This is a genomic window from Amycolatopsis echigonensis (assembly GCF_002846615.1).
GTDB classification, from domain to species: domain Bacteria; phylum Actinomycetota; class Actinomycetes; order Mycobacteriales; family Pseudonocardiaceae; genus Amycolatopsis; species Amycolatopsis echigonensis.
The window spans coordinates 3,992,166-4,018,022 of record NZ_PJMY01000003.1 but is presented as its reverse complement, the minus strand read 5'-3'; the positions used below and the strand labels follow the sequence as shown (position 1 = coordinate 4,018,022).

Annotated in this window: 21 protein-coding genes, 1 tRNA gene and 1 pseudogene; 10 read left to right on the top strand and 13 right to left on the bottom strand. The window is 64.6% G+C overall.

Annotated features, from left to right (window positions below):
- Positions 1-251: 251 nt before the first annotated feature.
- Both ATK30_RS44745 and ATK30_RS44515 read left to right on the top strand, forming a co-directional pair.
- Complete coding sequence (locus ATK30_RS44745; RefSeq protein ID WP_143271418.1) at positions 252-1,970, top strand: tetratricopeptide repeat protein; 1,719 nt, start codon at positions 252-254, stop codon at positions 1,968-1,970.
- A gap of 55 nt (positions 1,971-2,025) precedes the next feature.
- Positions 2,026-4,266, top strand: coding sequence for a tetratricopeptide repeat protein (locus ATK30_RS44515; RefSeq protein ID WP_107503640.1), 2,241 nt, complete (start codon positions 2,026-2,028; stop codon positions 4,264-4,266).
- A gap of 186 nt (positions 4,267-4,452) precedes the next feature.
- Here ATK30_RS44515 and ATK30_RS24100 read toward each other — a convergent pair whose 3' ends face one another.
- The 3 genes from ATK30_RS24100 to ATK30_RS24090 are packed head-to-tail and all read right to left on the bottom strand — an operon-like array spanning position 4,453 to position 9,258.
- Positions 4,453-6,510 (bottom strand): serine/threonine-protein kinase, encoded by a 2,058-nt coding sequence (locus tag ATK30_RS24100; RefSeq protein ID WP_143271417.1) that lies wholly within the window; start codon positions 6,508-6,510, stop codon positions 4,453-4,455.
- A gap of 46 nt (positions 6,511-6,556) precedes the next feature.
- Entirely contained in the window at positions 6,557-8,554 is a 1,998-nt protein-coding gene (locus tag ATK30_RS24095) for a hypothetical protein (RefSeq protein WP_101437546.1), read from the bottom strand.
- On the bottom strand, positions 8,551-9,258 hold the full coding sequence (locus ATK30_RS24090) for a hypothetical protein (protein WP_244194710.1): 708 nt from the start codon (positions 9,256-9,258) through the stop codon (positions 8,551-8,553). The genes ATK30_RS24095 and ATK30_RS24090 overlap by 4 nt, the downstream gene beginning before the upstream one ends.
- A 347-nt stretch (positions 9,259-9,605) precedes the next feature.
- Here ATK30_RS24090 and ATK30_RS24085 point away from each other — a divergent pair, with 347 nt between their 5' ends.
- Both ATK30_RS24085 and ATK30_RS24080 read left to right on the top strand, forming a co-directional pair.
- Positions 9,606-10,487, top strand: coding sequence for a hypothetical protein (locus ATK30_RS24085; protein ID WP_143271416.1), 882 nt, complete (start codon positions 9,606-9,608; stop codon positions 10,485-10,487).
- 104 nt (positions 10,488-10,591) lie between these two features.
- On the top strand, positions 10,592-11,800 hold the full coding sequence (locus ATK30_RS24080) for a Shedu anti-phage system protein SduA domain-containing protein (RefSeq protein WP_101437544.1): 1,209 nt from the start codon (positions 10,592-10,594) through the stop codon (positions 11,798-11,800).
- 142 nt (positions 11,801-11,942) lie between these two features.
- On the opposite strand, the gene ATK30_RS44740 is transcribed toward ATK30_RS24080, so the two are convergent.
- The gene (locus tag ATK30_RS44740; protein ID WP_143271415.1) at positions 11,943-12,482 is read right to left on the bottom strand and encodes a hypothetical protein; all 540 of its coding nucleotides are present in this window, start codon (positions 12,480-12,482) and stop codon (positions 11,943-11,945) included.
- The gene (locus ATK30_RS44735; RefSeq protein WP_143271414.1) at positions 12,482-13,315 is read right to left on the bottom strand and encodes a hypothetical protein; all 834 of its coding nucleotides are present in this window, start codon (positions 13,313-13,315) and stop codon (positions 12,482-12,484) included. Before ATK30_RS44735 ends, ATK30_RS44740 begins: the two co-directional genes overlap by 1 nt.
- A gap of 183 nt (positions 13,316-13,498) precedes the next feature.
- Here ATK30_RS44735 and ATK30_RS24070 point away from each other — a divergent pair, with 183 nt between their 5' ends.
- Positions 13,499-14,032: an NUDIX hydrolase gene (locus ATK30_RS24070; RefSeq protein ID WP_101437542.1), complete on the top strand. Its 534-nt coding sequence runs from the start codon at positions 13,499-13,501 to the stop codon at positions 14,030-14,032.
- Here the strand turns inward: ATK30_RS24070 and ATK30_RS24065 are convergent, their stop codons facing one another.
- Positions 14,033-15,736 carry a phosphotransferase gene (locus tag ATK30_RS24065; protein WP_101437541.1) on the bottom strand — a complete coding sequence of 568 codons (1,704 nt, stop codon included), beginning with the start codon at positions 15,734-15,736 and terminating at the stop codon, positions 14,033-14,035.
- A 112-nt stretch (positions 15,737-15,848) separates the two neighbouring features.
- Positions 15,849-17,057, bottom strand: a complete 1,209-nt coding sequence (locus ATK30_RS24060) for an IS110 family RNA-guided transposase (protein ID WP_101433892.1) — start codon at positions 17,055-17,057, stop codon at positions 15,849-15,851.
- 352 nt (positions 17,058-17,409) lie between these two features.
- Between ATK30_RS24060 and ATK30_RS24055 the strand changes: the two genes are divergently transcribed.
- Both ATK30_RS24055 and ATK30_RS24050 read left to right on the top strand, forming a co-directional pair.
- A complete protein-coding gene (locus ATK30_RS24055; RefSeq protein WP_101437540.1) occupies positions 17,410-17,931 on the top strand; it encodes a VUT family protein in 522 nt (173 codons plus the stop codon).
- The gene (locus ATK30_RS24050) at positions 17,928-18,716 is read left to right on the top strand and encodes a deazapurine DNA modification protein DpdA family protein (RefSeq protein WP_101437539.1); all 789 of its coding nucleotides are present in this window, start codon (positions 17,928-17,930) and stop codon (positions 18,714-18,716) included. Before ATK30_RS24055 ends, ATK30_RS24050 begins: the two co-directional genes overlap by 4 nt.
- Positions 18,717-18,745: 29 nt before the next feature.
- Here ATK30_RS24050 and ATK30_RS24045 read toward each other — a convergent pair whose 3' ends face one another.
- Positions 18,746-19,024: a helix-turn-helix domain-containing protein gene (locus ATK30_RS24045; protein WP_013673388.1), complete on the bottom strand. Its 279-nt coding sequence runs from the start codon at positions 19,022-19,024 to the stop codon at positions 18,746-18,748.
- 562 nt (positions 19,025-19,586) lie between these two features.
- Here ATK30_RS24045 and ATK30_RS45650 point away from each other — a divergent pair.
- The 3 genes and pseudogenes from ATK30_RS45650 to ATK30_RS46325 all read left to right on the top strand — a co-directional run.
- Positions 19,587-19,985, top strand: coding sequence for a hypothetical protein (locus ATK30_RS45650; RefSeq protein WP_208637410.1), 399 nt, complete (start codon positions 19,587-19,589; stop codon positions 19,983-19,985).
- A gap of 192 nt (positions 19,986-20,177) precedes the next feature.
- Positions 20,178-20,570, top strand: a complete 393-nt coding sequence (locus tag ATK30_RS24035; RefSeq protein ID WP_158242494.1) for a recombinase family protein — start codon at positions 20,178-20,180, stop codon at positions 20,568-20,570.
- A 479-nt stretch (positions 20,571-21,049) separates the two neighbouring features.
- Positions 21,050-21,910 (top strand): annotated as a pseudogene (locus ATK30_RS46325) (recombinase family protein); the annotation flags it as partial.
- Between the two features lie 486 nt (positions 21,911-22,396).
- On the opposite strand, the gene ATK30_RS46320 reads toward ATK30_RS46325, so the two are convergent.
- The 5 genes from ATK30_RS46320 to glp form a co-directional block, all read right to left on the bottom strand.
- Entirely contained in the window at positions 22,397-22,543 is a 147-nt protein-coding gene (locus ATK30_RS46320; RefSeq protein ID WP_244194709.1) for a hypothetical protein, read from the bottom strand.
- A 250-nt stretch (positions 22,544-22,793) separates the two neighbouring features.
- Positions 22,794-22,866, bottom strand: a tRNA-Ala gene (locus ATK30_RS24020).
- Positions 22,867-22,939: 73 nt separating this feature from the next.
- Complete coding sequence (sepX, locus tag ATK30_RS24015) at positions 22,940-23,749, bottom strand: divisome protein SepX/GlpR (RefSeq protein WP_101437536.1); 810 nt, start codon at positions 23,747-23,749, stop codon at positions 22,940-22,942.
- A 161-nt stretch (positions 23,750-23,910) separates the two neighbouring features.
- Positions 23,911-24,570 (bottom strand): GNAT family N-acetyltransferase, encoded by a 660-nt coding sequence (locus ATK30_RS24010; protein ID WP_101437535.1) that lies wholly within the window; start codon positions 24,568-24,570, stop codon positions 23,911-23,913.
- Between the two features lie 3 nt (positions 24,571-24,573).
- Positions 24,574-25,833 carry a molybdotransferase-like divisome protein Glp gene (gene glp, locus ATK30_RS24005; RefSeq protein ID WP_101441032.1) on the bottom strand — a complete coding sequence of 420 codons (1,260 nt, stop codon included), beginning with the start codon at positions 25,831-25,833 and terminating at the stop codon, positions 24,574-24,576.
- Positions 25,834-25,857 lie beyond the last annotated feature (24 nt).

Below are 25,857 nucleotides of genomic sequence, written 5' to 3'. Positions count from 1 at the left end.
GCCGTTAGCGCCCCTGGAGCATACGGTCGAACACACGTTTGACCATGTGCCCCGCGAGGTGCTCGAACCTACTCATGGTGTTGGTCAGCGGATGTTGGCACCGGCGGAGCGCGGGGGTAGGGCAGCCCGGAGGGGGAATGGCGACGTCACCCCAAGCTGCTGGTTCAGCGTGGCGCGGAGCGGCAGCTACTGTCTTCTCGAACGAGCTACAACTGTGGCTCGACACGCTGGCGCAGCCATCGGAGCGACCTATGAACAGTCAGCTCATCGCCGACATCTTCGCCCGTGTCCAACGATACTTCGAGACCGGTGACGCCGCCGGCCTTCTCGACGACGCTGTCACTGTTCAATCCGCGGATCTCGCGGCAATCGTCCTTGAAGGCAACCTTGCAGACATCGAAGTCATCCCGCTGCTTCTGCTCGTGCATCTGACGCGCTACCAGCTGCTGCCTCATCCAGCCAACCAATATGATCTTCAGAAGTCGCTCGAACTTGTCACCCTATTGGACGTATCCAACCGATCCGAACTCGTAGCCCCGGAGGTCAGGATCGCGCTCCAGCACGCCATGGACGATAACGTTATGGACACAGCAGCGGCCCTCGTCAAGACCGGCAACGACGCGCTAGGCACCTACAAGCTGACTGGTGACGTCAGCGAGCTGGCGGATGCCATCGAGCAGTATCAGTTAGCCCTCGATGCCCTCCCGGCCGGCGCCCCCTCCCGTGCACCAATCCTCTCCAACCTTGGCAACGCCTTCCAGGTCCGATTCAGGCGGACCGGCAACCTGAGTGACTTGGAGGATGCCATCCACTTCGGTCGCGTCGCCGTAGATACCTTGCCTGCCGATCATCCGAGTTACGCTACGTGTCTATCTAACCTCGGTAGCGTCTTGCAGCTCAGGTTCCTCCAAGCTGGACAACGGAGCGATCTCGACGACGCGATTGAGGCTGCAGTTAAAGCAGTTAAAGCGAATACTGGCAGCACTAACTCCCGCGCCTTGCACCTGTCAAATCTAGTCAACGCATTGCGGCTCAGGTTTGAACGAGCTGGTCAACTAGAAGATCTAAACGACGCAATACGCGCGGCACGGCACGCAGTCGAGATCGCGTCAACTTCGAAGGCTCGTGATCATCTGGACTATCAGTGCAACCTCAGTCTCGTTCTGTTTCGTCGATACGAACAGACAGGCATGGAAGCAGACCTGGATGAGGCAGTCGATATCATTCGAAAAGTGGCTACAGCTGTTGGCCCAGAACATCCCAACTTTGCCTCATACAAGTCAAACCTCGGTAATATGCTGCGCCAGCGTGCCCGCCGGACACAGAGCCCAGCGGAATTGAACGAGGCTGTCGAGGCGTGCAAGCTGGCAGTTAGCACCACGTCGCCAGAGCATCCCAGTCTCAGCGCTCGCCTATTCAACCTCGGAGCTGCTCTTCGGGAACGGTTTGAGCTGGGCGGCGACCACGCTGACCATACCGATGCGATTGAGTCATTGCGGCACGCTGCAAGCGTTGCTGCAGGAGTTCCGGTAGTCAGGATCACCGCTGCCCGCGCGTGGGGTGCACTCGCCGCTGAAAAAGGAGACGACACGTCGGCTGCAGAAGCTCTCAGTGCAGCTGTTTCGATCTTGCCGTCAGCTACTTGGCACGGACTCGACCGAGTGACGCGCGAGTATCACCTGTCCAACGCTGCAGGGTTGGCCGCCGATGCGGCAGCGTCCGCGCTCAATGTGGGCGAGGTGGGGCGAGCCGTTGAATTGCTGGATCAAGGGCGTTCAGTTCTGTGGTTGAGCTTGTTGCATATCCGCACTGATCTGTCTGACTTGGCAAGGGTTACCCCGACCTTAGCGGCGCGACTAGACGAGATCAGAAGGGTTCTCGATCTAGCGTCAGCAGCCGCCTACTCGGTCGAAGCTGACGAAGCATCGATGTCTGACCTTGGGCCGAACGCTGGAAGGGATCGGATGTGACTGGCGGACGAGTGGGACCAGGTGGTCGACCGCGTTCGGCATTCGGGAGGTCGGTATGACCGCACAAGTAGAAAGCGCGGCCCTGCGTCTGCTGCATGCCGTTCATGAGCGGGTGCAGGCTTACACTGATCGCTACGACCCATCCGGGATCTTGGACCCGCACATCGTGGTGGAAGCTGAAGAGCTGGAAAATCTCGGCCAGCAAGCATGGCCGAATCACGTTCCATTTGAAGTAGCTGGAACACTTTTTAACGTTTACTGGTTTCGGTATACATTGCTGCCTTTAGATGAGGCATCGGAGCGCCAGGCGATGGATCACTTGTGGGATGCACTGCGCTGGTACACGGTTCTCATCAAGATGAAGGGCGTTGAGCCGGACGGCCGCATGCATGATGTAATTAGTTTCGACCTTCCTGACTCGGAACGCGCAATACGTTGGCTGGACGACGACCAAGGTTTAGCTGAACTTCTCGCAGCTGCACGTAAACCAATCAATCGATTTGTCAGCGAAAGGGCCAGATCGGGAATCGCCGCCGATGGCGCCTTGGCTGCGGTTGATGCACTAGTTGCCGCAGCCGGCGAGCTTCCAAGCACAGGGATGCCCACTGTCGTGCAGGTGGTGACATGGTTCCATTGGTGCCGATTCAAGGTCATCGGGGAAGATGAAATACTGCGACTCGCCCATCTACGTATGGCTATCGATGGATTCAGGGTCTTGAGTCGTCTCGATCCTTTGTTGGTGACGGTGCAACTTCGACCGTTGATCACCCGCGACCCGTCAAAAGGCTATGGCCCAGCATGGTGGAATGAGCATGCTTTGATGCTACTGAAAGCACTCGACTTCGAGCACAGGCCGCGAGATCTAGACATAGCGATAGAACTGCTTCGCAAGACCGTCGCAGCGGTTGGCGATTGCAGCCGACATGTTCTTTCTAATGCCTTTTCCCGGCTGGGTAACGCACTTAGGATGCGCTTCGAGCGCACGGGTAGACCGGAAGATATCGACGACTCGATAGCTGCCGCGCGGAACGCCTTGGCAACTCTTCCCGATGGGCACCCATTCTTAGCTGGACTTCTTTCCAATCTTGCGGGTGCCCTTCGCACGAAGTTTGACCATGTCGGAGCCATGAATATTCTGGACGAATCCATCGCGCTGGGCAGGCGGGCCTTGAGCGTCGAACCAAAAGGACATAGAGATGCTTCTGTCTTTCGCATGAATCTCGGGACATCTCTCCTTGTTAGGTCTCACTATACGAAAAGCCTTGAAGATATCAACGAAGCGGTCCAGTGGTACCGAGACGCCGTGAAGGCGGCGCAGAATGAGTACGTGAGACGTCTGTTCTGCACGTCCGTGCTTGGGGGCGCCTTGCATGAGCGATATCTGTCCACGGCCAAGCAGGACGATCTCGACGAAGCAGTGATGCTGGGAAGTGCTGCCTCTCGATCGTTTCCCGCGAATCATCCAGTCCGGGCATCAGTTTTGGTCCGATATGGAAATGCTCTCACGGCGCAGTTCGCCGCTACGGGAGATCTTGAATACCTTAATACGTCTATTAACGCATATCACGAGGCGCTGTCTGCTACCACCGTAGGTGACTATCAACGTGTAACCTGCCTGTCGAACCTCTGCTGGGCGCTGATCGAGCGCTATGGACGCACCTCAGATTTGGATGACCTCGACCTGTCTTACGCCTTGGCCGAACAGTTGATTGACCATATCCCGGCGGGCGACCCACAAATGACTCAAGCGTTGTTGCGAATGGCTTCAATAAAGTTCGAATGCGTTAAGGTGAACCGGCTGTCGATCACCACTCAAGATGTGATCGACACGCTACAGAAAGCTATGACCCTGAAGAGCGCTCCGAGTGAGGATCTTTTTCAGGCGGCACGGGCACTAGGTGATCTGGTCTCTTCCGTCGGGAAGAGTTCCATAAGCACGAACTGGGAGGTCGGAGTCAATGCGTATCAAGTTGCCGTCGAGCTTCTTCCTCGGTTCGCGTGGCGTGGCCTCGATCGCGCGAGCAGTCAACAGGCTCTCAAAGTGAGCAGAGGAATGGCCAGTTCCGCCGCAGGACTGCTACTGTCTGGGGGTTGCGCCAATGATGCGCTTGAAATTTTGGAGCGAGGACGAGCCGTGATGTGGTCTCAGCTGCTGCAGTCGCGTGCCGACCTGTCTGGGCTTGCCAGTGTAGCGCCAGAACTAGCTAAGCGGCTGGTTACAACTAGAAACGAACTTGATTCCAGTTCATTAGATACAAAAGACGTCCTAGATTCAAATGCTAACCCGAACGAGTAGCTCGACGTTCATCAGCTCGAACTACTCTAGGGATTGGGAGGAGCTCCACGGCTGCCCACTTCTACGATTTAACGGTAGATAGTCCGGGATCCATCTCCGAACCGGAGGATTGGACCGCCCCGGCGGCTTTCTTCGCGGCCAGCCTCCATTCTGACCTGACCCCGGCTGCTCGTTTGGATGCCCGCGCTACGAGGACAGATCGCTGGGTGTGAGGCGGTTGCCGACCACCACGCCGACCACGACCATGCGGTCTTTCGTTGCGCCGGGCGGACGATGCCGGGCGAGCCATACCGACTCGTCGAGCCTCGGCGTGCCGTCGGGGTGCGGTGTCAAGTCGAGTACCAGGAGCTGGCCGAACGGTACGTTCGTGTTCCCGTACTCGGCTGCTTGGTGGAGGTAGTTCTCCTCAAGGCTTTCCGGCGTGGGGTCGGTGAGTTCGCGTTTGATTTCGGTGGTGTAGCGGATCGTTCCAAAGGTCACGATGACGTCCGCGCGGCCCAAGGCGATGTCGATGCGTTCCACGGTGACCAGCCCACTAAGCGGGCCAGTTTGAAGCCATTGGTGGAAGTCCTGCTGGAGGTTCGCTTCCAAGGGGCGGGTGTCGCCGTCTTTGAGCACTCGACGGTAGTCGTTGTCCTTCTTGTGTAGGCCCCATGTCTTGGTCGTGAGATCGGCTCTGCTGAGGAGAAAGAGCAGGGTCTGCTCCAGCAGCAGGCCGAAAGTGTCTCGTATGTCGCCGACGAAGTCGGGAGACTCGGTCAGTTGCTGGAGCAGATTTTCCAGAAGGCGGTCGAGCACGGGATGCGCGGTTCGTGACCGCGCGAGTTCGGTGCTGTGCACGATTCCTTCGAGCATCTGGAGCTTGTCGTCGTCGATTCCGTTGGCCAGGTCTGTTGCCTGGCGTTCACCGAGGAGGTGAACCATGGAAGGAGCAAGGCGGTGTACCCGAGCCGAGTCAGCCGGGTGAGGGTCCTCGTCGTCGTCCTCGTCAGGCGCTGGCCGAGGCGAGGTACGGCTTGCGCGTGCTTCGGTCGATGCGGTCTCGATCCTGCTGAGGAGCAGTTCGGCAGTGGTCGTGTCGAGGGGCGGTGTGTCGAGTTTGGACAGTTCCGTCACGGAACGTCGTAGAGCAGCAAGGAGGCTCTGCTGCCGCAGTATCGCGTTCTCGATGGTCGGTTCGACAACGGCGGCAAGTCCGGGCACCGCGTCCAAGCCCGGTAGTGGACGTGCGGTGCGTGCCTGTGTGTAGGCATCGAGGACCGTTGCAAGTGCGTCCCAGACGTCCATCCACACGGTTTCCGCCAGTCGGTCCGCAGCCGCGCTGAGAATGAGCACGAGTCGCCGCCACGCGAGTTCAGCAGCACGCCGAGGTTGCAGCCACGTTGGTGCGTTCATTCCACTCAGCCAGGCGTCGCGCTGGTTCAGTGCAGCGGTGAGCCTGCCGTTGGCGTCGACCAGTCTGGCGTGATCCTGCGCGGCGAACGCGAGTAGGGCGTCGCACGCTGCGGCGTACGCCTGGGCGTCGTGGCGGCCCTCCTCGGCGGCGTCGACGGTGGCGAATTCGGAGCGTGCGGCGGTGAGCGCGTCCATTGCTGCGGGCAGCGTGTCGGCGGTGAGCGCGGATCGTAGACGCCAGCACGCGAGCTCGAAGGCCGCGTCCACGCCCGCTGTGCTGTCGTGGCGCAGTTGGTCCAGGGCGGCGCGCAACGCGGCGGCGATCGTGTCCTCATTTGCCCAGCGATCGATGGCAGCGCCGAGCAGACGTGGGAGACGCTCGGTGAATTCCTCCGGCGCGGTGGAGGGTGGCGTCGTGAGGTGGCTGAGTACTCCGAAGGGTGGCGTGGCCCCGGCGACGGCGAGGCGTACCGCACCTTCCAGCCTTCCGGCAGCCAGCAATGGGTTGGCGTGGATCAGCGGTGTGAGGTCGCGCAAGAGCGCGTTGGACAGCTGCGCTCCCTGAGTTTTGATCGTGCTCGCGCTGGCAAGGAGTTCGTCCAGGCTGCTCACGAGAGCGAGCAGACTTTCTTGGCCGGTCAACCCTTCGATGAAGCTGGCGGTCGCCGCGCGCCATTCGGCCGGCGCAGTGTCCACGACCGCGGCGAGGGCATGGGCCAGCATTGGGGCCAGCGGGCCGGCGGCAATGTCGGCAGCCTCGTGCGCGACTGCCTCCGCCCCGAGTTGGGTGAGCGCGGGCATCGCTCCCGCCGTCGCAGTGTCAACAAGGTGTTCAGCCAGCCGGGTCACGACCACGACCGCCCGACGACAGGAGGTCGCTCCCAAGGACGTGGGATCACCACAGCGGTGCACCTTCCTCGGCCGTCACCATGCAGCCCGTAGGGAGCGCAGACTGGCTGACGTCGAAGTCTGCCGTTGTGATCAGCACCTGGACATGGTCGCTTGCAGCCAACTCGGCCAGTTCGGTGAACAGGGCCGCTGCGTCGAGGTCCTGGACCTCCTCCGCCTTCGGGCTGTCGAGCAAGATCAGGCCGGGATGGGTCGAGATCCCGCGACGGGCACCGATGCGCAGCAATGCGATCACGACAGCGATTCGCAGACGTACTTGTTCACCAGGGCTCTGCTTGCCGAAGAACGACTGTGCGCCCCCGCCCTTGATCACCTTTAGTCGGGCAGCGCGATCAATCTCCACTCTTTCCAGTGCCGTCATGCCGAATCGATGGCCCAGATCGGCGATCTCGGCGTTCAGCTCGGCGAGCAGGTCGGCTGCTGCAGCTTTGCTCTCCTGATCGAGCACTTTGTCCGCGGCGGCCAACACCGCCAGGACGGTGTTCTCCTGACCGCCGTCCGCATCGTCGTCTTGCGGCAGCATTTCCAGGGCACCCTTCCAACGGGCAACCTCAAGCTCGGCGTTCATGCGCTCGCGCACCGTATCTGCGGTGCTGTCGGTCCGCAGCCGCTCCTGTGCCGTTTCTAGTTGCGCGGTCAGCCGCGACAGGGCCGACTCGGCTGCTTCGAGTTCTTCGCGTGCCGTGCGTTCAGCGGTGCGACTTGCATCCAGTCGCGCCTGTGCTTCCGCCACCACCTCCTCATCGTTTCCCGGCTCTCCCACCACTTCGGCCGTACACACCGCGCAGCGATGGACGTTGAGCTCCTCCTGTCGGCGTTCCGTGGTGATCGGCGTCTCGCACCGCGGGCACGCGCTCGGGTCCAAGCCGTGGAAAAGCAGCCGCGCGATCTCGCTCTCTTTGACGTTGTTGAGCGCCTTTTCGTCCGCTTGCCGCTGGCGTCGGACTTCCCGGTAGACGCGGTTGAGCTCGTCCCAGTCGTCCTGAGCATCGGCGACCTCGTGTGCACGCTGGTTCGCGGCGTCGGCGAGGTCCGTCAGGGATGGCCCCGGCGCCTGCTGCTGAAGTCGAGCGAGCTCGCCCTCAGCGTCGGTCAGCGCTTCCTGCACTCGCGTCCGATCCGCGGCACGCTGTTCGGCAGCCTGTCGAACTCGCTCTCGCTCTTCGGCGACCTCGGCCTGCAGGACATCCCGAGCAGCCTTCACCCGTGTGAGAACTGCCGCGGCCGGCAGGTCGAGGAACACCTGCAGCAATCGACCGGCCAGGCCGCCCATGGACTGCTCGCCGACCAGCGGCTTGTCGGGGCCGGCCGGCAGGTTGATCGCGGAGAAGTAGGCTGGCCACCCATGCGTCTGCGTGCCGACCTGCGCGCCCTTGGTGACAGCGTTGACGACGGGCTGCAAATCGAGGCGGTCGAGCATCAACGTCGCGACTTGAGCGGCGAAGTCGTCGGTGTCTCCAGCGTCGATCAGCGTCGAGACTCCGCTACGACTGGCAGCGTCGCTTTCGGCGAGTGTGTCCAGGTCGGTCGCCGCGAGCACGATCCCTCGGGTCAGCTCGCCCTCGTCGAGCGAAAGTCGGAACCCGAGCGCCTGTCCGGCCACAGTGGCATCGAGTTCGACGCCCGCGAGCCAGCGGCGAACGTCGGCCTGCAACCGGTCACGAGGTGATCCCCGTAGGCACCACGTGATGATCTCCAGCACGCTGGTCTTGCCGCGCAGGTTGGACGCGACTAAGGCCGTGAAGTCGTTGTCGAAGGTGAACGAGCGGTCGAACGGCCCGTCATGCCCGGTTCCCGCGCGAACCCCGTGGACACGTAGACGGTGAACACGCACGTGCCGCGGCCGTGCCGGCGGGTAGGCCAACGGGATGCCGTAGGTCGCGAACACCTCGACAACATCACTCTCGGCCGTGTGCGCTGCGGAGGCGATCCGTGCGACGAGCGAGCCGGCATGCCCTGCGCTTGACGATTCCGCCGCGGTCATGCGCCGACCTCGTCAGCTGCGGGTGCCACAGCCCGGAGTTGGGCAAGTCGGCTACGAGCGCGGGCGCTGATGCTGCCGATCCGTGTCCCACGTTCGGTGGTCGCGTACTCGTCCTGGAGGTACTGGCGCTTCTTCAACTCGTTCCCTCCTCTTCCGTCGGCCAGATCCAGCACCAACTGCACCCGGTCCACGTAATAGCGGAACGGCGGAGCCTCGGCGACGACCGTTTGGGCGACTTCCCTGCCCCGGTTGAGCAGGTAGTAGTCGTGACGCGAAGTACGACCGACCTGACCTCGGCGGCGTCGCACAACCAGTCCGGCACTGCGCAGGACGGCCAGAGCGTCATCCAGCGGCTCGTAGGCGCCGAAGTGATGGCGGAGCATGGGATAACGGCGGACTTCGGGCTCTTCGGAGTCCAAGATCTGGGTGGCCAAGTCGAGCAGCCTGGCTTCGCCGCTTCGTTCGTAGTCGTTGAGCAGTTCGTCGGCGAGGTAGTCAGGGCTGCGGAGCCAGAAGTCCAGCTTCTGCAGCCGCGTCTGTCCCTCGACCACTCCTACGGCGTCCGTGAGGGCATCATCATTAGCGATGGGACCGGGCAACGGCTCGGCGGCGCCGTCGATCAGCAGCAGGATCCGGACCGCGTCCTGCTCGCGGCTCGTTACAGCTGCACTGGCCCCGCCATCGCTCTCGCCCTCGCCATCCACGAACAGCTACCCTAGGCCACCCTGCGTGACATTTGAAGATCAAAGCGCCTGGTGGCGGACTTCGTTATCCAGGTGAGAGAAGGTCCGGCAGCAGCCAGAGCGCCTCTCTGAACGGTCAACCGGGCCTGAATCGACCGGGTGCCCCCGCCTCGCGACCACGCACTGTAATCGTTGCGTCATGGACAGTGAGATAGCCGCGGCAGTCGTCAATACCCGTCCACTGGCGATCGATGGCGGACACAGACGCGATGTGATTCGACCTGCTCGGACGAGCCCACTACGCCGTTCACCGTGACACGCCGCATATTGTGAGCGCGCGTGGACCTGGCCAGGTGCATACTGTCTGGTTGGCTTCCACTGACACGAACGGCTGGCCCATGACGCTCAACCTCGCCGTCACCTCGACCGAGTCGCTCGTGTTCGAGCCGGCACGTCAGGCATTGCGTCTCTTCCCTGCGATCGGCGGCGCACAGATCGAACTGAGCCTCACCGTCAGGCGAACAGCAGAGCGCAAGGACGCTTCCCCCTATCAGATCTCCGCCGCCATGCTCGTGGGGCAGAACCCGAGCCGGGACCGTCACCTTCTGACACAGCTCGCCGTTGGTCACATGGTCAACCCAGCTCAGGTGGCGACCGAGTTCAGGCTCACCGGCTTCATCAGCGTCGAACAGCTCCGCGTCGTTGAAGAACTGCGCTTGGGTGCGGATTCGATCTGGGTTGTGCTACAGGTGAATGTCGTCGGCACGGATGGTGAGCCGACCACGTTGGTCGGCGGGAACGGAGAGCTCTCGTTCGCACTTTCCGCGGGCGAGTGGCTACAGGGACTTGAACGGGTAGACGCTGCTACGTACATCGAGATACTGGTTCCGCTGAGCAGCAGCGCCGAGCATGCGAACGCCGCTCGCCGTCTGCGTAACGCACGAGCGCTGATCCAGGATGATCGGGTGGAGGAGGCTCTCGCCGAGACGCGGAAGGCCCTGGAGTTCGTCCGGAAAGCAGGAGGCACTCTTCAGATCGTGCAACAGGCCAGGAGCAAGAGCCCGCGCGATCGCGACCTGCCCGAACGCTGGGCCTTTCTCGTCGAAGACACCTTTTCTCTGCTCAGCGGGGCCGCCCACGACGATCAGGGCACTACGGAGCACTTCATGTGGACTCGCGCTGACGCCGTTGCCCTGGTCGGCAGCACGGCTGGCCTGCTTGGCCGGCTGGCCGCGCAAGCCAATTCCTGACCCTCGCGACCATCGTCGCAAGGGTCAGGAGCTCGCTCGACGCTAACCGACGCCTACCTTCACGAGGTTCAAAGACCTCGTCCTGTCCAGCCGAGGGAGTACGCATGCCGGAGACCGACTGGCGAAAAGTGGTCATGAATCTGCGCAACCTTGCGACGCAGCCCACGGCCGAACAGCTCCGACTTGCACGCAGGCTGGACTTGCCCGTCAACGAAAAGACGCCCAGGCCGGTTGCCGCGGCCATCCTCCGTCGGCACCTCCGCGGGGCGCTAGAACTGCCGACGCCAGATGCGGCTACCGATGGCGCAATCGAATATATCGAAGACCTGGCTGAGCAAACCGGTTCGAGGGCGCCCAGCGACATTGAGGACAGTGAAGAGGCAGACGCCTGGGTCGAAGTTTTCCATGCGCGCCGTGCCGCCGACTCGCTTGACCTCTTGCAGCCAACTCCGGGCGACATCGTCCAGGTGGCTACCAAAGACGGTGACCGCCTCGGAGAAGTGGCATCGATCAGCGCAGACGGGCAGTTGAACTTCCGCGGTGGATATGGTTATCGCGCACGACCGCATCGAGTCCAAATGGTCGCACGGGTGACGCAGCCCAGCGTCTACAAGGAAGCTCACTACAAAGCACGGCAGCACGCCGCGGCGCGAATCACCAACCCTCAAATGATCGGACCCGGTCATCTGGCAGACCTCGAACAATGGCAAGTTTCCGGCGATCCCAGCAAGGCCGCCCGGTTAGCCTTAATAGACGCCCTGGAGACCGCGCAAGACGAGCGCCCGATGCAGCTTGTTCTCGAACGTCACCCGGAGATACTTGCGTACCTCGTCACCGGCCACGGCGGCGCCTATGTTGTCCCACAGGTCTCATTCCACAAGTACGTTGCCGACTTTCTAGTCGCCGGATACACCTCGGCGGGAATTCAATGGACTTTGGTTGAACTTGAGCGCCCGAACGCGAAACTGACGATTAATGATGGGCAAGCAGCTAAGGAGGTACGTAAAGCCCAACAGCAGATCGCAGACTGGCGCAACTGGCTGACGGACAACTTGGACTACGCTCGTCGGAGTGTGCGCGAGAATGGACTCGGACTGGCTGGAATACGGCCAGATGCACGCGGTCTCATCATTGTCGGCAGAGGGCAGATGTCTGACGCGCCAGACGCATTGCGTCAAAGAATCGAACGAGAGCAACGCGTTGTCGTTCGAACATATGACTGGCTTGTGAGACAGTCAGGCCAGAGTCGCGGCCTTCCATTCGGAATGCTCGACAGGGAACTTCCGGATGCTGCAGAAGACGAGGGATGGTGAATTGACAAACGGGGGCCGCGTCAGCGGCTTTTCGTTCGCGGTCCCATCGCCATATGGGCTGCGCGGGACACGCGAGCACCAGATCACACGCGATGGAGCACATTGATCTCCTGACCGCCCAGCCGAGTTGCCGAATCCGCCACTATATGCTTCTGTAGGTCTGAAGCACCCGAAGTTCGGTGTGACGGTCGACGAGTAGGTCAACGAAGGCGTCCGGAGAGAGTGTGCGAGTCAGATCATCGACGGTAATGACCACGATTCGAATTTGTCGCGAGAGTGCGCTGTGGATAGCCTCGTGAGCCGCCCTAAATTCCGATGTCCCCGCGAGTCCTCCACGGGCGACAAGAAGACCGTCCGAGCCTCCGCTATTGCGAATCTTGGCTTCAAATCTAGTTATTTCGTCTGCTGAAACCGGCTCATCCTCGTTCTTGCATTCTACCGGAACAAGAAAGTCCGCAAACGGGAGACCGGACACGTACGGCCGGTGTCGGAACCATAGGTCCTTTTCTTCGCTCTGTGCTGCATTGTACACGTTACTTCGAACAACAGTTGCCCCATCAACGCCGTCGAGCATATAGTGCACCAAATTCTGGAGCTTCTTGCCCTTGGTTGTTGTATTCGTACTAGGTTTGGGGAGGTCGGCAATCTCGCGCTGGATGCGAGCAAGATCGTAGGCTGACATCACGACTGATGAAATAGTTGGTTGCGACCGTCCATTAACAAGCGAGCCAAGGCGCCAACCTCAATATCTTCGAGGAAATCGACGCCTAGCGTGACAATAGCGGTGCCCTCCGCGAATTCCCAGGTTGGCTCATTGGGTTCTACTGTCACCAACACGCCAATAAAGGTCTGAGCGTCGTGCAAGTAGCGCCGCAGAGCCTCCCGCCGTTGCTGCAGGTTGGGGCGCCGAGCGGCGACCTCGACGAGGAGAGGATTTAGTTGCGCGCCGATGTCAGGAAACCAGGCCGCCAGGTCGACCCTGGTCCTGTTATTTGCCGGAAACTGCCCGACCACTCGAATGCCAATTTGTTGGAGACTGGCCGCAACTCGTCGCTCGACTTCACTGTCCCACTCTCGCACTGGCGATTGAGTCAGGGGGTGCGGCTCATCATGAGTGTCAGAATATGCTTTGATTGTCTGAACAATCCGGTCGCCGATGGCCCTTTCGTCGCCACCGAGGTTAACCGCCGGCAACTCTTGAAGAACTGCCGGCAGCTTCGTCCGAGTCCGCGGACTTGTAGTGATCAATATGACCGGCAAATCCCGGCCGATCGCCGCGCCTACGTCTACCAACAGACCCGGAGACGGACTTGCATCGTCGGCCAACACGGCGATGAGCGCAACGCACCGACCGAGTACCTCGCTCAGCGACCGGCCGAGCGGCCCTGGCGGCAGATCCGCCCAGCGAACAGGGCTGAGTCCGGCTTGCCGAAGCAGGTCCTCGACAGTGTCAATCTCGACACCAGAGGATGCGGTGAGAAACACCCGATCACCGGCCTCGCCCGTCGTCTGCATCGCGTCAGTCTAGGCTGGTCGCCGTGCCGGCCATGTGACGACCATCTCCGCACGCAGCCGTCTCCGGTGACATGGTGGCGGTATCGGTGTCCATCGCTTCCCTCCTTCTGGACCATCTCGGCGACACCTAGACACATGGCCACGCAAACTGGCCGCGTCGGTCGGATCTGACAAGCTCCTGGAGTGATCAAGCACTTCACATCGAGCGCGTTCGTCTTCGGGTTGGTCGGTGGAGAGTGGAGCCTGGGGCTGATCGAGCATCCTCGGCTGCGGCGCTGGATGATCGCCGGTGGCCACGTCGAACCGGGCGAGTCCCAGGTTGATGCCGCACTTCGCGAGGTCGAAGAGGAAACTGGCCGACGGGTTCAATTGGTGCGGCCCCCTGGCCCGGCAGTCCCACCCGCTTTTCCGCGCACCGTGCTGACGATGCCGTGGTGGGTCACCGAGCAGCCGGTGCCGCCGGATGCGCACTGCGGGGATCGTCACGTGCATGTCGATCACCAGTACGTCGCCCTCGTCGCCGACCCTGACGAGATGATCCAGGAGCCGGAGCACCCGTTCCGCTGGGTTCGGCCGGACGAGCTCGACGGCCTCGCGATGTTCGCCGACACGCGGCTGCTCGCCATTGGCTTGTTTGCGATCGTGCCAATGCTCGGTGCCGGCGACGTCGACGCGGTGACCGTGATGAGGTCGCTGGCGGGTGGTGGACAGTCGTGATCAGCCTTGGAGGGCGCGGACGCGCTCGTGCAGAGCGGTGAACTCCTCGACCCGCTTTGTGCGCTGCTTCCAGAGCACGGCAAGCCACCGCAGCGCGATGGTGCGCCGCGCGGCCTCGAACCGAGCCCGGTTATCCGGTGTGATGCCGAGGTCGGCTTCGGCGCTGGCCCAGACGTCGTCGGGAATGACGCGGGCGCTGATGTGCTCGATGTGGTCGGCGGCGTCGACGGCAATGTCGGAGTAGCCGCTGAACTCGAAGTCCGTGACGTAGGTCGACTCGCCCTCGTGGAGCCAGTTGAGCAGATTCGCGTCGCCGCGGGAGTAGACGAGGGTGGCGGGCTGCGCGAGCAGTTCGGCGTCGCCGCTGTTCTCCCAGTGGTGCAGGAGAGCGAGCATCTCCGGGGTCTGGGGATCGTCGGCGGCGTCGGCGAGCTGGCCAGGCCAGACATCGGTGAGCCGGGCGATGTAGTGGCCGATGGAGTCGACGCGCTCCAGGCTGGCCAGCGGCTCTTTTAGCGGAACGTTCTGCAGAGCGCGGGTGGTGTTGGCGAGCGACTTGATGGCTGTCGCCGGGTCGAGAACGTCGAGGATCGGGGAGCCGGGCAGCAGCGTCATACCCAGGGCCGGCTGTTCGGGGTCCTGGTCGAGCCACAGCGGTTCCGGCGCGATACCCAGGCCGGCAGCGTGCGCCAGGCCGTGCCACTCGCGCTCGACGCGCTGCCGGTCGGTCTTCTTGTAGAGCTTGATACAGATCGGCGTGGGGGCCGCGGTCCAGACGAAGACGTCGTTGTTGCGACCACCGTCGAGTGCGCGCAACCCGTGTTCGTCGAGCGTGGCGGCCAGTGCGTCGGCTCCGGCCGCACGCGCGGTGCGCAGGGCGCTGAGCAGGTCGATGGGAGCGGTGTTCTCGCGGTGGCTGGCCAACGTGGTCATCGTCTCTCGGTTTCGGCTCGGCACGGATGGACGGGGTCTGGCGGGGCCAGCGTAGGAGACGGGCTCGGCGGTTTCGTGGTGCCCCGCACATGGGCTTAGGTCGATGTCGCCCGTCTGGCTGATCTGACGCAAGGCGGCGTGAATGGCGAGGTGAGTGTCGACCGGGTCGAGGTCGATGACGTCGAGGACGGTGAGCTGGGGGTCTCGTTCGGCAAGCAGTGCGTAGGCGTGGTCGACCCAGGTGAGGTGAGCGCGCTGCTCGTCGGTGGATGCGGGACGGCGGTCTCCGCCGCGTTCGTCGGCGCGACGGGCGGCCACGTTCGGCGGTATCCGCAGCCACAGCGCTCGGGTGGGGCGCGGCCCGGCCAGTGCTGTGAGGGCGTTCAGCCAGTCGAGGGCGATCTCGGCAGGCGCGCGGTGCTGGCGGAGTAGGGCGGCGATCGCGTAGGAGGCCATCGTGTGGATGCCGCGGTCTTCGATCACGACGCCGGCAGGGTTCGCGGCCAGCGCCGGATCGAGGACGGTGGCGACGAGGTCAGCCCGGATCGCGGCGGTGATCATGGTGTCGGTGATGGCGTCGCCGGTGCGCAGGAACGGATCGTCGCCGGTGCGCAGCAGGTCAACGAGGGTAGCCGAGATGGGCTCGGTGTCCAGGGTGGCCAGGTCGGGGAGGACGGTGACGTGGTGGCCGTTTGCTTCCAGGCACCTCGCGAGCATTCGGCTCTGTGTGCTCTTGCCGGCTCCGGGCAGCCCTTCGAACGTGATCAGCACGCCACGACCTCCTTGCCGGTGAAGCCGTTGATCGCGCTCGCACGCTGGACGATGTCGAGGATCTCCTCGATCAGGGCGGGTGCGGCGGCGATGGTGCTGCCTAATGTTTATGTCAAGCAGCGGTAGCCGTGGTGTGTCGGTAGTCGGCCTGGTAAGGCTGGCGGGTGCGCAGGAGCGCGTAGAGGACGTTGATGCGTCGTCGGGCCAGCGCGATCAGTGCCTGGTGATGGCGCTTCCCTTCGGCGCGTTTGCGCTGGTAGAAAGCTTTGCTGAGTGGGTCGGTGCGGATCGCGCAGAACGCGGACTGGTAGAAGATGAACTTCAGGTGTTTGCTGCCGGCGGTGGCTCGCCGCAGGTAGTTCATCTTCCCGGACTGCTGCAGGACCGGCGCGAGGCCGGCGGCCGAAGCGAGCTGATCGGCGCTGGCGAAGCGGTCCAGGTTTCCTGCCTCCGCGAGGAATTCCGCGGTCAGGGTGGCCCCCATCCCCGGCAGGCTTCGGACGAGGGCCGCGTCAGGGTGGCGGTCGAGCCCGTCGGCGATCTGGTTCTCCAGTTCGCCGATGCGGTGCCGGGCCGCGATCGCGTCGGTGGCGAACTCGCGGGCGAACTCGGCCATGCGCTTCTGCCCGGGAACGATCACATGCTGGGCCTGAGCGGCCGCAATCGCCTTGCCTGCCAAGGGTTCGGCATAGCTGCGGCGGACGCCCGCGGCCAGCATGTGATCGATCAGGCCGTCGCGTCCGGCTTCGCGGACCTCTTCCGGTGTGACGAAGCGGACCAGAAGCCGCAGGTCGCTGAGGTTGGTCACGTCCACGACGCGTTCCAGGCCGGGGAAGAACCCGGCCAGGGTTTCGCGCAGCCGGTTGAGGCGGCGGGTCTGATCGATGACGAGTTCACGGCGTCGGGAGACCAGCATCCGCAGGTCGAGGGTGATGTCGTCCTCGGCGGTGACGATGCGCCAGTCGTCGCGCAGGCGCAGCTGGTCGGCGATGGTGGCCGCGTCGCGGGGATCGGATTTGGCTTCGCCGCCCTTGCTGGCGCGGCGGGCTCGGTTGACCACCAGGCCCGGGACGTGGACCAGGCGGACACCTGCCTCCAGCAGCATGGCGGTCAGCAAGCTGGCCACTCCGCCCATCAGGTCGATCGCGGCGGTGAGCTCGCCGTGCTCGGCTTCGGCCTGGCGCAGCTGGGCGATCAGGGCGTCGATGCTGTCCGGGTCGTTGTCGACGCGCCGGGAGAGCAGGACTTTCCCGGTCTCGGCGGCGACGATCGCGACCCAGTGGAACTCCTTGGCGACATCGATGCCTGCTTTTACTGCCATCGAACCTCCGGTCGATCACACGGTGTGGTGCGTCCCGATTCCGCCGTCAACGCCCTACATAGCGATGGTTCGCAGTGCCTAATCAGCGGTCAGAACCAGGTGGTGGAGCGGGCGGCACAGCACTCTGAACCATCACCGGCAGCAGGCATGAAAGCCATACCCGCTCCACCTGCATCCGCCGATCCTCGCGGACCGCGGACATCCCTGAAAGGTAGGGCGGTCAGAACCAGGTGGTGGAGCGGGCGGCACAGCACTCTGAACCATCACCGGCAGCAGGCATGAAAGCCATACCCGCTCCACCTGCATCCGCCGATCCTCGCGGACCGCGGACATCCCTGAAAGGTAGGGCGGCATGACCACCCGTCGGTGGCGCGTCGGCGCCGTGGTCTTGTTCGCCGGGTACGCGGCGACGATCGCCGGTGCGAACTGGGCCACCACGCTCTGGCCGGCGGTGGCGGTGGCGGGCCTGCACGTTCCCGCGGGCGCGCTCCTCGCCGGGCTCGCGTTCACCGTCCGGGACCTTCTGCAGGACGCTGTTGGCACCCGGACAACGCTGCTCGCGATCTGCCTCGGCGCGGCGTTGTCCGGGCTGGTCGCCGAGCCGCGCATCGCGCTTGCCAGCGCGGCGGCCTTCGCCGTCTCGGAACTGGTCGACCTCGCCATCTACACCCCGCTGCGCGACCGGAGTCGCCTCGCCGCCGTGGGTGTGTCGAACGCGGTGGGATTACTCGTCGACAGCCTGCTGTTCCTGCCGCTGGCCTTCGGCTCGCTGACCTACCTCACCGGCCAACTCGTCGGGAAGACCACCACCACGCTCTTGGCGGTCGCTGTGCTTGCTGGTGTCCGCGCTCGCCGGAGGGCGGTGCCGGCGTGAAGTTCTACCTCGGCGTCCACCAACCCATCTGGCTGACCCGCGTGCCGGACATTCCCCTGCTGGTGTCGCACCGGCGGCTCGGCCACCGCCGCACCCTGCCCCGCGCCATCACGGAATGGGCGCTCGACTCCGGCGGCTTCACCGAGCTGCAGCTTCACGGGCGCTGGCAGATCGAGGAGAAGGACTACGTCCGGGCGGTCCGTCGCTACGCCGACGAGATCGGCAACCTCGCCTGGGCGGCGCCGCAGGACTGGATGTGCGAACAGCGCATCCTGAAACGCACCGGCTTGACAGTCCGCGAGCATCAACGGCGGACCGTGCGCAACCTCGTCCGCCTGCGGGAACTCGCGCCTGAACTCCCGTGGGTGCCGACGCTGCAAGGTTGGACTCTGTCGGACTACGAACGCTGCGCCGACCTCTACGAACGGGCCGGGATCGACCTGGGCGCCGAGCCGCTCGTTGGGATCGGCACGGTGTGCCGGCGGCAGAGCAGCGCCGACGTCGAGCGCATCATGCGCGCCTTCGCCACGCGCGAGTTGAACCTGCACGGTTTCGGCATCAAGATCACCGGCCTTAGCCGGTACGCCGAAGTTCTCTCCAGTTCGGACTCGATGTCCTGGAGCATGCGCGGTCGATACGTACCCGGATGCGGTCCGAGCCATCGCACCGAGTCGAACTGTCTGCGCTTCGCGCTCAGCTGGTATCGGCAGATCCGAACCACGCTGGGGTCGGCAGGACTATCCGCGGACCACGTGTCCCCGCAGGTATCGAGAAGGGCCGCGTGATGGCCGTCGCCGCGTCCGCAGCCGCGGGCTCACTGCTCGCCGCGGGACTCCGTGGTGTCCGGTTCGACGAGCGAGACATCGCGTGGCGTGTCGATCCCGAACAACTCGTTGGGCGTGCACCGCAGCGTCGTGCACAGCGCCTGCAAGGTAGCCACCTTCACCTGGATCGGCTGCTTCTTGATCAGCACGTCAACCGACTGGAGGGACAGTTCGAACCCAGCGCGCTGGATGAGGAGTTCGCGCAGCTGGGTCGCGGTCCAGACGTCGCGGGAGGCCATGACCTTCCGCAGCCGCCACTCGATCTCCACCCGCTGCCGCCCGTGTTCGTCGCTCCGAGGCGCTTCGCGCCGTCGCCAACCGACGCTCAGTGTCCCCGATGGCGACGAAGGCCGGCCGCCGCACGTCCGGCGTGTTCAGCGGCCACGCACGACCAACAGGCAAAGCCTGATCTATTCAGGCTGTACTGGATTTACTCAGGTGCTACCTTAGTTGTATGACAGACCTATCCCCGATTCGGGAGAGAGGAGGTGCTTCGGCGCACGTCACGTTCATCGCCATGCCGACGCGCCGCCGTCCGCGGCCAGCGCCGGTAGAGATCTTCTGGACTCGCGTCGACCGCTCATCTCGCGCTGCCGAGGTGACCCAGTACCCGTTCGGCCAGGCTCACGGTCCTGTCGAACGGCAAGAGTCCAGCACGGCCACGAGCGCCGGCCCCGCACACGTGCACTCGGGGAGTAGAGGCCCGTTGGTCGTGACAGCTTCGGCGGTCCCAGCTCATTCAACGCACGTCATGGTGCGTGCCCGCGTCGCCGCGAAACCCGCCTCGCGCGGACCGGCGACCGCAGGTGTCGGCGGCTGGGAGTGCCCGCTGTGTCGACGGTTCCTGTCGCCGACCAGCAGTCCCATGAACCCCCGCCAACCGCGGGCTTCATGGGCACGAAGGGGGCGCTCATGTGCGCTCAACCTCGCACCCCTGACCAGCCCAACGACAACTGCGCCGACATTCCTGCTCCGGCCAACCAGGAGCAGGAAAGCCCCATCAGCGCGCCGACCAGGCAACCCCGACGGCGCGTTGGTGCGGGCCGAGCCGTGCGCAATGTCGTGGTGCGCGGCGTCCGCCGCGATCCACCCGACATGCACAAGCTCGCGCGTGTGGTCGCCAGCCTCGCAGCCGACTTGGTGCAGGCCGAAGCCGGCGAACAAACGCTGCCCGCCGAGCCAGGCACTGCGGGCGCCGACCACCGCGACCACCGCCGCGACGCGGCATGACACCGCGCATTCGTGCTCACGCAACGACGCAACAGATCGAAGCCGCATGCCATTGACTCGAAAGGACGGTCCAGCACAATGCCGCCTGTCACTTGCGACCCCCGCAGTCCTCGCGACACACACCCGCGGACTCGATGCTCGATACGCGTCGGCCTCTACCAGCGGTGGCCCACTCTCCGCGAAAGTGACCACTTGCAGACCTACGTCGCGTCCCAACCTGGTTGGCACATCGCTCTCCGCAGCAGCGATTACGCATCAGGCGGCACGCTGAAACGTCCGGGGCTGCAACGGATATTGGCAGCGGCCCGATCCGGTGACATCGACGTGCTCGTCGTCAACCACCTGTACAGCCTGTCCCGCAGGACGCAGCATCTCGCCTTCGTTCTCAGCGAGCTGACGTCCCGAGGTGTGCGGGTCGTCTCGGCCGCTGATCCCGCCCTCGACACGGAGACCGCGCACGGCCTCTTTCTCGTCCGTGTGGTGACTGCCGTCGCGGAGATCGAGCAGACAGGGGCAGTCGCAGATCGACGCGACCGTCGTCGGCACGAGCAGCTATCCGGCGACGAGTCGCCGCTCGCGGGCTAGCTGCAATCCCGCCGGGCCTACTCAGCCGAACAACACCATCCAATCCGAACGACCCACAACGAGGTGTCATGACAAGCGCCTACGCCAACTCGGACAACGAAGGTCAGCAGCGCTGTCCTGTCCCCACGCAGCGACCCTCGGATGCCCCCGCGACCGACGCCCGAGCCGTGATCTACATGCGCGTGGCCTCCGACCGGGCCGAGAGCGAGCACAGCGTCACGGCCCAGCGTGAGGCGTGTCTGCGCAGGGCCAGGGAACTGGGCTTGTCGGTCATCGACGAGTACGTCGCTCCACGCGCTCGACTCTGGCGCTGGCCGAAGTGCCAACCGTTCCGACGCATGCTCGCGCGGTTCCGCAGCCGGTGAGACGTAGCAACCCGTCACGACTTCGCCGCTCGTCGGGAGCGCGCGGTCCAGCCGCCAGGACCCACTCGCCGGTTGCCCGGTCCTCCGTCCAAACCGCCCTCAGAAGGAGGTGTCATGACCAGCGCTTATGCCGACTTCATCGATGAACTGCAGCAGGACGTCACCATCCCCATCCAGCCGCCGATGGACGACCTTGCCCCCGGCACCCGCGCAGTGATCTACCTGCGCGTGTCCTCGACCGGGCAGGTCCGGACCGACTACAACCCGGAAGGCATCTCCATTCCGGCCCAACGGGAAGCGTGCCTTCGCAAGGCGCGGGACCTGGGCGTCACGGTCATCGACGAGTACGTCGAACCCGGACGCTCGGGAACGGAGATGACCAAACGCGAAGCATTCCAACAGATGCTCGCGCGGGTCCGCAGCCAGGGCGACGTCGACGTCATCATCATCTACCAGCTCTCGCGCATGGCGCGGAACCGCTACGACGACGCGATCGTCATGGCGGACCTGCGCAAGCGCGGCGTCACGCTGGTCTCGGCCACCGAGGCCATCGACGACACCCCGGTCGGCCAGCTGATGCACGGCATCCTGGCCACGTTCAACGAGTACCAATCCCGCCAGTCCGGTGCCGACATCGCCTACAAGATGGGCCAGAAGGCCCGCAACGGCGGCACACTCGGCCGCGCGAAGATCGGCTACCTCAACCACATCGACCACTCCGACGGCCGCGTGATCCGCACGATCATCGTCGACCCCGAACGGGCGCCCTTTGTACAGCTGGGTTTCGAGCTCTTCGCCACCGGCGACTACACGCAAGAAGAGCTGGCTGACGAGCTCTACGACCGCGGCCTACGCACCAGGGCCACCCGGCGACACCCCGCCAAGAAGATCTCCGAGAACAAGATCTCGCAAATGCTGCGCGATCGCTACTACCTCGGATACGTCGAGTACGACGGCGAAGAAATCCAGGGGCGGCACGAGCCCCTCATCGACGAGGACCTCTTCGACACCGTCCAGGAGATCCTCGAATCTCGCATGACGGCACAAGAACGCCGTCGCGTCCACCACCACTACCTCAAGGGCTCGCTCTTCTGTGGACGCTGCCAACGCGACGGCATCAAGCGGCGGATGATCATCCAACGCACCATCAACTCGAAGGGCGCCGAGTACCTGTACTTCTTCTGCCGCGGCCGGCAGAAGGGGCTGTGCCAAGCACCCCATGTCAACGTCACGCTCGTCGAGGACGCGGTCGAGCGCCACTACTCCGCGATTCGCTTCAGCCAGCCGTTCATCGCTGACATGCGCGCCCAGATCGACGCCGTGCTCGGCGAGCAGGAAAAGTCCGCACGCCTGCTGCGCAAGCAGATCACCGCACAGCTCAAGGAACTCGACACGAAGGAGGAGAACTTGATCGACCTCGCCGCCGACAGCACACTGCCTCGGACCAAGGTCAAGGAGAAGCTACGCGACATCGCCCGCGAACGCCGCCGGCTGGAGGAACGCCTCGACACAGCCAACGCCGACCTCACCGACAGCGCCCAACTCGTCAACGCCGGCCTTGCCCTCCTCGAACAGCCCGACCAGCTGTACCGACGCTGCAACGACCAACAGCGGCGCCTACTCAACCAAGCGATCTTCCACGCCCTCTACATCGAGGACGACAAGATCACAGACGGTGAGCTCCGTGAGCCCTTCGGCGAGCTCCACGCCATCCAAGATCAGCGGGCCGGAGCAACCAACGCGGAGGGCACAAACGAAAGGACCACCCGCAATGCGGGTGGTCCTTGTACGCCTTCAGGCGTCGCGGTCCTACTTCGCGGCCTTCATTCAGGCACTTGTTCTAGTAAGACCCCTAGGGTGGAGCTGAGGGGAATCGAACCCCTGACCTTCTCGATGCGAACGAGACGCGCTACCAACTGCGCTACAGCCCCTAGGAGCGTGAGCCCCTGTCGATCAGTGCTTGGAAAGCTTAGCAGCGCCCTCCAGGCACCGAACAGCGGGGGGTCACTCTCCGACTGCCCGGCGGTACGGGCTCGTGCTGGGCTCGGCGAGTTCCTCGAACGCGGGGTCCTCGTCGTCCAGGTCGACGACGACTGCCTGCCTGCGGATGCGGGACATCGGGGACGGTTTGCGCTCCACGATGTCGCGCGGCACCTCAGGTGCGACGACCTCGACGTCCTCCTCTTCCTCCTCGAAGGAGTCGTACGCCTCATGCGAAGGAGCAGCAGGAGCCGTCGCCGCGTAGCGGGCCATCCGGCGCTGCCGGATCTCTTCCTCGATGCGGACCTGACGGCGGAGGTACACGAGGTAGCCGACGAGGGCGAGGTCGACCGCGGCGTGCACCCACCACGCGAGAGACAACGCGAATCCGGCGATCGCGGCCGTGACGACGGCGGCGATCAGCAGGATCACGACCACCCGCTGACGGAACGCGTACTTGGCCCGGGCCGCGATCTCCGCTGCCTCCGGGTCGAAGCCGCCCCGGCCGGGCCGGTAGCTGCGGCGTGCGCGGCGCGGTTCGGCGGCGCGTTCCGCGCGCGAGGGCTGCGGAAGCGGCTCCGGTTCGGGCTCGTCCAGGTCAGCGTCGAGCTCCGCTTCGAGTTCGGCGAGGTCATCCTCCACCGAAGGATTCGCATGGTCGGACACGGCGTCGTCCTCCTGTCCCTCGTTGCGAGCACTGCCCCTTCGCACTACCCGGGCGGCCAGCGCGGAGGTTGGCGTCCGCGCGACTTGCTGGCGTTTGCGAGCCACCATGGGCACGAGAACGACGAGCCATGCCGCGGCGAGCGCGACGATGATCACCGAGCTGGGCATCTCCCGTCACCTCCCCCGATCCTCTGCTGTAGTCACGCTAGCCACAACAGTCACACAGGAGGCGCAGACTCGCCGGGTTCGATCACGAAAATGCATCACCGTATTAGGTGAATCTCACAGAATGTGGTAACGCGTGATCGAAGCGGAACGCGTAGTCACGGTCAGACCAGGTCGGCGCGTCCGGACGCCACCAGGCGGGACACCAGGCCGTCGCCGGTCTCCTCTTTCGTCACAGCGAAACACAGGTGGTCGCGCCACGCTCCGGCGACGTCGAGGTACCGCTCGAACAGCCCTTCTTGCCGATATCCGGCCTTGGTGAGCACGCGGATGCTGGCGTTGTTCTCCGGCCGCACGGTCGCTTCCAGCCGGTGCAGCCCGGCGGCATCGAAAGCGTGATCTGTCACGAGCGCGACGGCAGCGGTGGCCACACCTCCCCGGACGATCTCGGACGACACCCAGTACCCGATCCAGGCCGACCGGAGTGCGGCACGGATCACATTACCGACAGTGATCTGCCCCGCGAACTTTCCGTCCACCGTGATCGTGAACGGCAGGCACTGACCCCGTCGCGCCAGCCCGCGCAGCGCCGCCCACTGCGACGGCCACGACCAGAACGCGTTGCGGTCGGCCCACGTCCCGATCCCGGTCGGCTCCCACTCCTCGAGGTGCTCGCGGTCGCGCAGCCGCACGCGGCTCCACTCGCCGGCGTCGCGCAACCGCACCGGGCGCACGGCGAGCACGCCTGCCGGGATCCGCAGCGGGCCGAGCGTGGCGGGCCAGCCGGGGTGCCGGTTTTCGACCGAGTCGGCGAGTGCGGCCACGGATCAGGCGCGCTGCGCGAGGAAGGTGACCTTGACCTGGTCGCCCGCGGCCACCTCGGTGAGATCCTCTTCGACGATGATGAGGCAGTTGGCCTCCGCAAGCGACGCCAGCAAGTGCGCGCCCGACGTGCCGAGCGGCTGCACCAGGTACTCGCCGTTCGCCTCGTCGCGCAGCAGCTGGCCGCGCAGGTAGCCGCGGCGCCCCTTCGTCGAGGTGATCGACGACAGCAGCCGCGCCCCGACCACCCGGCGGTGCGGATTGCGGGTGCCGCGCGCGGTGCGGATCAGCGGCCGCACCAGCACCTCGAACACCACGAGCGCGCTCATCGGGTTGCCCGGGATGAGGAACGTCGGCACCGAGTCCGGACCGAGCCGGCCGAAGCCCTGCACCGATCCGGGATGCATCGCGACCCGGGTCAGGTCGATGTGCCCGAGATCGGACAGCGCGGCGTGCACCTCGTCACCGGAGGACCCGCCGGCGCCGCCAGCGACGACCACGATCTCGGACATCAGCAGCCGTCCTTCGACGACCTCGCGCAGCCGCTTCGGGTCGCCCGGCACGATCCCGACCCGGCTCACCTCGGCGCCGGCGTCGCGCGCGGCCGCGGCCAGCGCGTACGAGTTGACGTCGTAGACCTGGCCGACCGACGGGGTGCGGTCGATGTCCACCAGCTCGTCGCCGACTGACACGATCGACACCCGCGGCCGGGGGTAGACCAGCACCTTCGCGCGGCCGACCGCGGCTAGCAGCCCGACCTGCGCGGAGCCGATGGTGTCGCCCTTGCGCACCGCGACGTCGCCGATCTGCACGTCCTCGCCGGCCCGGCGCACGTAGCCGGCTGACGGCACGGACCGGTTGATGGTGACCTTGGCCTGGTGGCCGTCGGTGTAAGCGGTCGGGACCACGGCGTCCGCGAGCGTGGGCAGCGGTGCGCCGGTGTCGACCCGCACCGCCTGGCCCGGCTGCAGCCGTCGCGGCTGCCGCGAGCCGGCCGGGATTTCCCCGACGACCGGCAGCTGGACCGGTTCCTGTCCGGCGGTCTGCACATCGACGCTCCGGACCGCGTATCCGTCCACCGCCGCCTGGTCGAACCCGGGCAGCGCGTGCTCGGCGACCACTTCCTCCGCGCAGAGCAGGCCCTGCGCTTCGGAGATCGCGACGCGAACCGGCCGCGGGCGCACGGCGGCGTCGAGGGTCAGCGCGATCTGCTGGTCGACCGAGCGGAAATCTCCGGACTGGGCGGATTCCTCCGTCGGAACCATGATGTCCGTTGATTCCGCCTCGGC

Excerpts from the sequence above, each read along its gene's own strand:
- ATK30_RS44745 (WP_143271418.1), top strand. The coding sequence starts at position 252 with ATGAACAGTCAGCTCATCGCCGACATCTTCGCCCGTGTCCAACGATAC.
- ATK30_RS44515 (WP_107503640.1), top strand. The coding sequence starts at position 2,026 with ATGACCGCACAAGTAGAAAGCGCGGCCCTGCGTCTGCTGCATGCCGTT.
- ATK30_RS24095 (WP_101437546.1), bottom strand. The coding sequence starts at position 8,554 with ATGACCGCGGCGGAATCGTCAAGCGCAGGGCATGCCGGCTCGCTCGTC.
- ATK30_RS24080 (WP_101437544.1), top strand. The coding sequence starts at position 10,592 with ATGCCGGAGACCGACTGGCGAAAAGTGGTCATGAATCTGCGCAACCTT.
- ATK30_RS44740 (WP_143271415.1), bottom strand. The coding sequence starts at position 12,482 with ATGTCAGCCTACGATCTTGCTCGCATCCAGCGCGAGATTGCCGACCTC.
- ATK30_RS44735 (WP_143271414.1), bottom strand. The coding sequence starts at position 13,315 with ATGCAGACGACGGGCGAGGCCGGTGATCGGGTGTTTCTCACCGCATCC.
- ATK30_RS24060 (WP_101433892.1), bottom strand. The coding sequence starts at position 17,057 with ATGGCAGTAAAAGCAGGCATCGATGTCGCCAAGGAGTTCCACTGGGTC.
- ATK30_RS24055 (WP_101437540.1), top strand. The coding sequence starts at position 17,410 with ATGACCACCCGTCGGTGGCGCGTCGGCGCCGTGGTCTTGTTCGCCGGG.
- sepX (WP_101437536.1), bottom strand. The coding sequence starts at position 23,749 with ATGCCCAGCTCGGTGATCATCGTCGCGCTCGCCGCGGCATGGCTCGTC.
- glp (WP_101441032.1), bottom strand. The coding sequence starts at position 25,833 with ATGGTTCCGACGGAGGAATCCGCCCAGTCCGGAGATTTCCGCTCGGTC.